Below are 8,830 nucleotides of genomic sequence, written 5' to 3'. Positions count from 1 at the left end.
CAATAAACCTTCTTTTTTTAAATACTGGTTATGCGAGCCCGGATTCCTCTTAGGAAACAAGGCTTTTCGTATCCAATATTTTTGAAATCGCCTGAGAGTGGATATTTTGCAGCCATCTGTCATGCTTACAGTCAAAAAACATATCCAGTATTTTTATCATTAAACCATATTGGATAGTAACGTTGGCCAGAGGCAGCGAAGGGGTGGCAACAGAGTACTGTTCCTACGTTGCTACCCCTCCGGCTCCTGCCTGAATCCAGTTGACGAGTGGACAGTAACGGCAACAGTTCACCCATCTGTTAAATTCGTAACATTCCTCTTTAGAAATCCTTCGCACGATGATATAATGAAAAACGGTTTGCTTGCGATGTGGCCCGGCCGCATCACTGAAAAAGTACCTTATGGAGGAAATGACGATGCTGAATTGGAAGAATCTTGATACGCTTTCATCCTATGCAGAGCTGCAGAAGGTGAAGGCAGTGAACCTGAAGGAAGTCATGACCGGCGAGAATGGTGCCGCTCGTGTAAAGAACTATTCTGTGCCGATGGCAGAGGGAATGGCATACAACTACGGTGCGAAGGCTGTCGATGAGGATGTCCTCGCAGCACTCGTGAAACTGGCGTCGGAAGCACAGCTTGCAGAGAAGTATGAGGATCTCTACAACGGTGATATGATCAACACTGGTGAGAAGCGTCTCGTACTTCACCAGCTGACCCGTGGACAGCTCGGTCAGGATGTTGTGGTAGACGGTGAAAACAAGCGCGCATTCTACGTTGAGCAGCAAAAGCGCATCGCCGCATTCGCGGAGAAGGTTCATTCCGGTGAGATCGCCAATGCAGCCGGCGAGAAGTTTACCACGGTCGTTCAGATCGGTATCGGCGGAAGTGACCTCGGTCCACGCGCGATGTACCTCGCGCTTGAGAACTGGGCGAAGACGAAGGGTCTCCTCAAGATGAATGCACAGTTCATCAGTAACGTCGATCCGGATGACGCAGCCGCTGTTCTCCGCAACATTGACGTCGCTCATTCCCTCTTCATCCTGGTTTCCAAGTCCGGCACGACGCTTGAGACTCTCACGAACCAGACCTTCGTGATGAACGCGCTTCGGAAGCTCGGCCTCGATCCTGCGAAGCACATGATCGCCGTTACTTCCGCAACTTCTCCGATCGCCACCAGCCCGGAGTATCTCGCAGCGTTCTATATGGATGATTACATCGGTGGACGTTACTCCTCTACCTCAGCGGTCGGCGGCGCGGTTCTGTCCCTCGCCTTCGGTCCGGAGGTCTTCGCAGAGTTCCTCGAGGGCGCTGCCGCAGAGGATAAGCTCGCTGCAGAGAAGGATCCGATGAAGAACCCGGATATGCTTGACGCACTGATCGGTGTATATGAGCGTAACATGCTCGGCTACGAGAGCACCGCGATTCTGCCGTACTCCCAGGGCCTCAGCCGCTTCCCGGCACATCTTCAGCAGCTCGACATGGAGTCGAACGGTAAGTCAGTAAACCGCTTCGGTGAGCCGGTGGACTATCCGACCGGTCCGGTTATCTTCGGTGAGCCGGGCACCAACGGCCAGCACAGCTTCTACCAGCTCCTGCACCAGGGCAAGGACATCATCCCGCTCCAGTTCGTCGGCTTCCGTGAGAACCAGATCGGCATGGATGATACCATCCAGGGCAGCACCAGCCAGCAGAAGCTCTGTGCCAATGTTGCCGCCCAGATCGTTGCCTTCGCCTGCGGTAAGGAAGACGAAAACCGCAACAAGAACTTCGAGGGTGGCCGTCCTTCCTCTATCATCATCGGTCAGCAGCTGAATCCGAGAACCCTCGGCGCACTGCTCGCACACTATGAGAACAAGGTGATGTTCCAGGGCTTCTGCTGGAACCTGAACTCCTTCGATCAGGAGGGCGTACAGCTCGGTAAGGTCCTTGCGAAGAAGGTACTCGCTCACGAGACTGACGGCGCACTGAAGGTATACAGCGATCTTCTGAATATCTGATCGCACAAGGAAGATGCAGAGCATATTCTGAATAGTATATTTCGACATTAATTAAGAGCCAGCGCGGTTGCGCTGGCTCTTTTCTAGTGGTGTTTATACAATGCTGCCTTTTCTTTCAAACGCTGTCTTGGTACAGCATCACTCGCTTGGACAGCACTGGCGATGCCTGGTCTGCTGCTCACTCCGAAATCCCTGCCAGTTTCCTGAATTTTTTATCAGACAGTATGCCCTGTGTCAGGAACTGTCCGTCCCGGAACAGGGCGTAGGTGGTGACCGGCGCGGGCACGTTCTGCGCGGCTTCTCTGTCAGTAATGTGGATGGCCTTAAACGGAACGCTGTGTTCCTCCGCGATCTCCAGAATCTTCGGTACCCAGTAGTATGTGAACGGGCACTGGTCGGTGTAGTAGAGGACGAATCCACTCTTCTCTACCTTCGGGTGTCGCGCACAGTCCTTGAATCTCGGTGGCGCTGCATTATCTGCAAGGGGAAGGTACATGAGATTGATTCCGCAGTCGGAGATGTCTGCCACACGAAACCCCTTATAGGTCAGGAATTTCGGGTCAGCGAGAAATTCCCGCTTCCGGCCCTCCGCGCACAGAATACAAATGCCGTTCTTCTCCTGCGCCCTGGCATCGCGGATGCACGCCTCCAGCAGATCATTTGAGTATCCATGTCCCTTCATGGAGCCGGATACCCAGAGGCAGTTAATGTAGAGATATTCGTCTGCCTCAATCGGCACCCATGCATTTTCGACCGGTATATATTCGATAAAGCACTTCCCGCGCTCCTCGCTCCGATAAAAAACCAGACCCTCGTCGAAGCGCTGTCTCATCCACTCTTTTTTAGCAACGCTCTGCTTGCCAGACATGGCGCAGCAGATATGCTCCTTATCAATATTTTCTTTTGTGATTCGAATATAGTTCATCCGTCATCCAACTCCTCATAAAAAAGTAACCGCTCGGTAACTCTAAGTATAGTTACCGAGCGGTTACCTGCCAATAGATTTCAGGGATGCCCATTCATAAAATGTCACCTATTCGTAACTGTTCGGGCAGGGGATCCGGAGGGGCGTCAACGAAGGCACAGTACTCCGAGTCCACTGCCCGAACGGTTGCACCTATTAAAAAACAGCACCCGTTTTCCGAGTGCTGCGTCTTCTTACAGTATATTCTTGTATCGTCCGAGGAAGCTCTGCATACGTTCGTTCTCGGAGTTAAATACGTGCTCCGGAGTGCCTTCTTCGACGATGACACCGTCGGCCATGAAGATGACCTTATCGGAGATGTCGCGGGCGAAGGCCATCTCGTGGGTGACGATCACCATCGCGATGTGCAGGTCCTTCAGGGACTTGATAACCTTCAGGACTTCCCCGGTGAGCTCCGGGTCGAGGGCGCTGGTCGGCTCATCGAAGAAAAGAACCTTCGGATTCAGCGCCAGGGCGCGGGCGATGGCGACACGCTGCTGCTGTCCGCCGGAGAGCTGGTACGGATAGTACTTCTCCTTATCCGCGAGGCCCATCTTTTCGAGGAGCTCGCGGCCGATCTTCTCTGCCTCCTCCCGGGACTTCTTCTGCACATGGATGACCGCGTCGGTCACGTTCTGAAGCACATTCCAGTGTGGGAAGAGGTTGAACTGCTGGAAGACGAGGCCGTAGACCTGCTTGATCTTCCGGAGTGTTTCCTTATCGGCGTATGCTGCACGCCCGTCGGAAGCATTGTCCGCAACCACCGTATCCTCATACTTCAGTGTACCGGCGTCCATCGTTTCGAGCAGCGTGGCGCAGCGAAGCAGGGTGGACTTGCCGGAACCGGACGGGCCGATGATCGACACGATCTCGCCATCCGCGACGGTCAGGCTGATGTCCTTCAGGACCTGGAGGTCGCCGAAGCTTTTCTTCACGTTTTTCATTTCGAGCAGATTCATCGCTTACCTCCTTACTTATAGTAGTTCATCTTCTTCTCGATGCGCTCCATGAGGAAGGCGACGATGAAGTTAAAGACATAGTAGAACACGCCGGCGACGATGAGCGGGGTCATCGATGTCTGGCTGGACGACAGGGCTTTCGCCTTCGTGAACATCTCCATGACCGAGATGGAGAACGCGAGCGAGGTGTCCTTGACGAGGGTGATGACCTCGTTCGTGATGGACGGAAGGATGCGTTTCATCACCTGCGGCAGGATGATACGGAAGAAGCTCTGCACGCGGCTATAGCCGAGGATGTCGGCGGCCTCGTACTGTCCGACCGGCATGGACTGGATGCCCGAGCGGTAGATCTCCGCGAAGTAGGCAGCGTAGTTGATGATGAAGCCGATGTAGACGGCGGAATTACGGTAGGTCGGGCTCAGCTTGATGTGGCAGAGGTAGTACGGACCGTAATACACGACGAAGAGCTGCAGCATCAGCGGAGTTCCACGCATGATAGAGATGTAGGCCTTCGTGAGTCCGCTCACGACGCCGTTTTTCGACATACGCCCGAAGGCCACCAGCAGGCCCAGCGGCAGGCTGAACAGCAGGGTGATGGCGAAGATCTCGACCGAAACGCCAAGACCCTTCAGTAATTCCAGGATGATCTGTGACAGTGCCAAGGTAATTCCTCCAAAAGCAAAATTTGATGGTTTTAACAACCAGTCTTCATCATATCATATTCTCGCGAAAACCAAAGCCGAGGACACAGCTTCCTGCATAAAAGTGGCACATCCGAAGCAACGCTCTGGAAAGCCCTTAAACGCAAAGATGAACCTGACAGGAGTCTGGCCGGTATCCGCCGGAGCCTTCTTCTGTCAGGTCCCATGTCTACACTCGCATGTATCACTTCAGGGTGAATACGTCGGAGCCGAACCAGTCGTTCGAAATCTTCGCTACGGTTCCGTCGTCCTTCATCTCCATGAGGGTGTCATAAACCGCCTTCGCAAGCTCGTCCTCACCCTTCTTGAAGCCGATACCGTACTCCTCTGCGGAGAGGGTATCATCGAGGATCTTCATATCCTTACCGGAAGACTTGATCTGGTAGCCGGCGACGATGCTGTCCATGCAGACCGCATCACAGGCACCGGACTCGAGATCCATGAGTGCCGTGTTATAGTCCGCAACCTCGGTCATCGATCCGAAGCTCGCACTGAGCTCTGCGTCACCCTGCAGTGCAGCGAGTCCCGAAGAATCCTTCTGAACCTCGACGGCCTTGCCTGCGAGATCCGCCTTCGACGCGATATCGCTGTTGGCAGTCACGACGAATACCTGATTGTTCGCCATATACGGGCCTACCCAGGTGTAGGCGTCCTCACGTCCCTGCATCGTGAAACCGTTCCAGATACAGTCAATGTTGCCGGAGTCGAGTTCCATGTCCTTCGCATCCCAGTTGATCGGCTGCGGTACGAACTCGAGGCCGAGACGGGAAGCCACTTCCTTCGCGAGATCGAGGTCGAAGCCGGTGAACTGTCCATCATCACCGACAAAGCCCATCGGCGGGAACTCCTGATCGAAGCCGACCGTGAACTTGCCGCTCGGCGTTTTCACCGTTCCCTCTGCAGCTGCTGCGGTATCACCCGCCTCGGTGGTGGCTACTTCTGTGGTGGCTGCCTCCGTCGCTGCTGCGGTTGTCGCTTCCGCTGTGGTCGCCACCGGTGTCGAACTGGAAGAACCGCAACCCGCAAGCGCACCCGCTACCATCATCGCCGCTGTCATCATCGCTAAAGTCTTTTTCATAATTATCTCCTCCTGCACTTCCGTGCGACGAGCCGGCCTCCGGAGGCCCCTCGTGAATCCCTCTTATGATTCAACACTCTACCATGATAAAGCAGTGATGTCAACCATGAGTTTTTCGAAAAGATGAGTCGCAAATTACTACATCGTAAAAAACTTTGTTATAAAAGCGATGCCCGACTTTAGCCCTTCGGGCACAGAACAAGTTCTGTGGGAGGTCGTTCCGGAGTTTGCCTGATGCAAACCGCCCTAAAGTCAGGCCATGGAAGCCTGACTTTAGCCCTTCGGGCACAGAGCATAGCTCTGTGGGATATCGTTCCGGAGTTTGCTGATGCAAACTCCTACACTCCTACACTCTTATACTCTAGCGACGCCGCTTTTCCGCGCTGCTTCTGCAGTGGCACTGGCGACCGCGTCACGTACGCGAGGGTCGAAGGCCTTCGGGATGATGTACTCTGGGGTGAGCTCGTCGTCGGATACGAGGCCGGCGATGGCATACGCGGCGGCTTCCTTCATCTCGTCGTTGATGTCGGTTGCACGTACATCGAGGGCGCCACGGAAGATGCCCGGGAAGACAAGGACATTATTGATCTGGTTCGGGTAGTCGGAACGACCGGAACCGATGACGGCTGCACCGGCTTCCTTACTATCCTCCGGCATGATCTCCGGGGTCGGGTTCGCCATCGCGAAGACGATACCGTCCTTCATGCTTCTGACCATCTCCTTCGACACGAGACCGCCGCGGGAAACGCCGATGAAGGCGTCTGCACCATTCAGTGCATCGGCGAGTGTGCCGTGGATGTGATCCTTATTTGTGATGTGGGACATCTCCTCCTGACCGAAGTTGAGGCCCTCATCACCCTCGCAGATGATGCCATGAATGTCGCACATGATGACATTGCCGAAGCCCATCTTCACGAGAAGCTTGCCGATCGCACAGCCGGCCGCGCCCGCACCGTTGATGACGATCTTCAGCTCGCCCATCTTCTTGCCGGTGACCTTTACGGCATTCAGAAGTGCCGCAGCTACCACGACCGCGGTACCGTGCTGGTCATCGTGGAATACAAGGATGTCGCACTTTTCCTTCAGCTTCTTCTCGATCTCGAAGCAGCGCGGAGCCGCGATGTCCTCGAGGTTGATACCACCGAAGGAGCCAGCGAGCAGGGAGATCGTGTTCACGATGGTGTCCACATCCTTCGAGCGAATGCAGAGCGGAATCGCGTCCACGCCACCGAACTCCTTAAACAGTACGCACTTGCCTTCCATAACCGGCATGCCGGCCTCCGGACCGATATCACCGAGGCCGAGAATCGCGGTACCATCGGTCACGACCGCGACGGTGTTCCAACGGCGGGTCAGCTCCCACTGCTTCTCCGGATCCTTCTCGATCTCCTTGCAGACCGCAGCCACGCCCGGTGTATAGGCGAGGGACAGCGCCTCGGAACTGTCGACCTTTGCGCGTGACGCCACCTCGATCTTCCCCTTTAATTCATAGTGCAGCTTGATAGACTCTGCAGATACATCCTTTGCCATCGTTGTGTCCTCCTCGATGTTTATTTCTTTTTTATTTTATATTCGGCCAATGCTTCCGACGGAGCAGATATCTCCAGCCGGTCAGCATTGGCACCGGATACTTCTGTGGTCAATGTCTTCGGCGGAGCGATGATTTTCAGCCTGACGGCATTGACACCGTACAGCATAGATGCTGATGTTAGACCATCTTCTCCGGCCGTACCGCCTCGTCATACTCGCTCTCCGACAGGAAGCCAAGGGCGAGCACCGCTTCCTTCAGGGTCGTGTTTTCCTCGAAAGCCTTGTGCGCGCAGGCAGCCGCGTTCTCGTAGCCGATGACCGGGCTCAGACAGGTCACGAGCATGAGGGAGTTGCGGAGATTTTCATTCATTTTTTCCTTCTTCGCCTTGATGCCGCGGACGCAGTGGAGCTCGAAGGAGACCATGCCGTCGCTTAGGAGGCGGATGGACTGCATCATATTGTAGGCGAGCACCGGCATGAAGACATTCAGCTCGAAGTTACCCTGGGATGCGCCGATACCGATCGTGCTGTCGTTGCCCATCACCTGGATCGCGATCATCGTGATCGCCTCGCACTGGGTCGGGTTGACCTTACCCGGCATGATGGAGCTGCCCGGCTCGTTTTCCGGGATGGAGATTTCGCCGAGACCGCAGCGCGGGCCGTTCGCGAGCCAGCGGATGTCGTTCGCGATCTTCATGAGGTTTGCAGCGAGGCCCTTCAGTGCGCCGCTCGTGAAGACGTAGCCGTCCTTCGAGGTGAGCGCGTGGTACTTGTTGCTGCTCGGCGTGAAGGTCTGTCCGCTGAGGCGCGAGATTTCTTCACAGCAGGCCGTGTCGAAGCCCGCCGGGCAGTTAAGACCGGTGCCGACCGCGGTACCACCGATGGCGAGCTTCCGAAGATGATCGGAGGCCTCGAGGATCTGTGCTCTCGACTCCTCGAGCATGCCGCGCCAGCCGGAGATTTCCTGACTGAAACGGATTGGAACGGCATCCTGCAGATGCGTGCGGCCGATCTTCAGCACATCATGATTCTCCTCCTCGAGACGCTTCATCGTCGCGATCAGCGTGTCGATCGCCGGGATGAGCTGCGCGTGAATCGCAAGCACCGCGGCCATGTTCATCGCTGTCGGGAAGGTGTCGTTCGAGGACTGGGACATATTGACATGATCGTTCGGATGGATCTTCAGCTCCGGATGATCATGCATCGCGATATGTGCGATGACCTCGTTCATATTCATGTTCGACTGCGTGCCGGAACCGGTCTGCCATACCTTCAGCGGAAACTCCTTCGGGTACTTGCCGTCACAGATATCGCGGCAGGCATCCGTGATGGCCTGCGCCTCTGCCTCTGGAAGCTTGCCGAGGGCGTGGTTCGCGGTCGCCGCGGCGGACTTCAGCACCGCGAAGGCGTGAATCACCTCGGGTGGGATCGTCTCCGCGCCGATGCGGAAATTCTCCAGCGAACGCTCGGTCTGCGCACCCCAGAAATGCTCTGCCGGCACACGGACCTCACCCATAGTGTCATGTTCGATACGATATTCCATGTATTTCCCTCACTTATATACTTAAATCTCTGTTCATTATAATCCCCGGAAGGCTGCG

The 8,830-nt window shown here is 55.4% G+C and carries 7 protein-coding genes; 1 reads left to right on the top strand and 6 read right to left on the bottom strand.

Annotated elements, in window-relative coordinates; genetic code table 11:
- Positions 1 to 416 precede the first annotated feature (416 nt).
- Positions 417 to 1,997, top strand: coding sequence for a glucose-6-phosphate isomerase (locus ACTNC3_RS10220; protein ID WP_441227366.1), 1,581 nt, complete (start codon positions 417 to 419; stop codon positions 1,995 to 1,997).
- 178 nt (positions 1,998 to 2,175) lie between these two features.
- Here the strand turns inward: ACTNC3_RS10220 and ACTNC3_RS10215 are convergent, their stop codons facing one another.
- From ACTNC3_RS10215 to fumC, 6 genes are all read right to left on the bottom strand, one after another.
- On the bottom strand, positions 2,176 to 2,922 hold the full coding sequence (locus tag ACTNC3_RS10215; RefSeq protein WP_410042279.1) for a YoaP domain-containing protein: 747 nt from the start codon (positions 2,920 to 2,922) through the stop codon (positions 2,176 to 2,178).
- Between the two features lie 233 nt (positions 2,923 to 3,155).
- Complete coding sequence (locus ACTNC3_RS10210; protein WP_441227365.1) at positions 3,156 to 3,920, bottom strand: amino acid ABC transporter ATP-binding protein; 765 nt, start codon at positions 3,918 to 3,920, stop codon at positions 3,156 to 3,158.
- A gap of 11 nt (positions 3,921 to 3,931) precedes the next feature.
- A complete protein-coding gene (locus ACTNC3_RS10205; RefSeq protein WP_441227364.1) occupies positions 3,932 to 4,582 on the bottom strand; it encodes an amino acid ABC transporter permease in 651 nt (216 codons plus the stop codon).
- A 223-nt stretch (positions 4,583 to 4,805) separates the two neighbouring features.
- Positions 4,806 to 5,699, bottom strand: a complete 894-nt coding sequence (locus ACTNC3_RS10200; RefSeq protein ID WP_441227363.1) for an amino acid ABC transporter substrate-binding protein — start codon at positions 5,697 to 5,699, stop codon at positions 4,806 to 4,808.
- A gap of 354 nt (positions 5,700 to 6,053) precedes the next feature.
- Positions 6,054 to 7,229, bottom strand: coding sequence for an NAD(P)-dependent malic enzyme (locus ACTNC3_RS10195; RefSeq protein WP_410042275.1), 1,176 nt, complete (start codon positions 7,227 to 7,229; stop codon positions 6,054 to 6,056).
- Positions 7,230 to 7,407: 178 nt separating this feature from the next.
- Entirely contained in the window at positions 7,408 to 8,772 is a 1,365-nt protein-coding gene (gene fumC, locus ACTNC3_RS10190; RefSeq protein ID WP_441227362.1) for a class II fumarate hydratase, read from the bottom strand.
- Between the last annotated feature and the right edge of the window lie 58 nt (positions 8,773 to 8,830).

This window comes from Oribacterium sp. HCP3S3_B9 (assembly GCF_052064255.1).
GTDB lineage: Bacteria > Bacillota > Clostridia > Lachnospirales > Lachnospiraceae > Oribacterium.
Note: the sequence above shows the minus strand (reverse complement) of the source record. Positions and strands in the feature narration are given on the sequence as shown.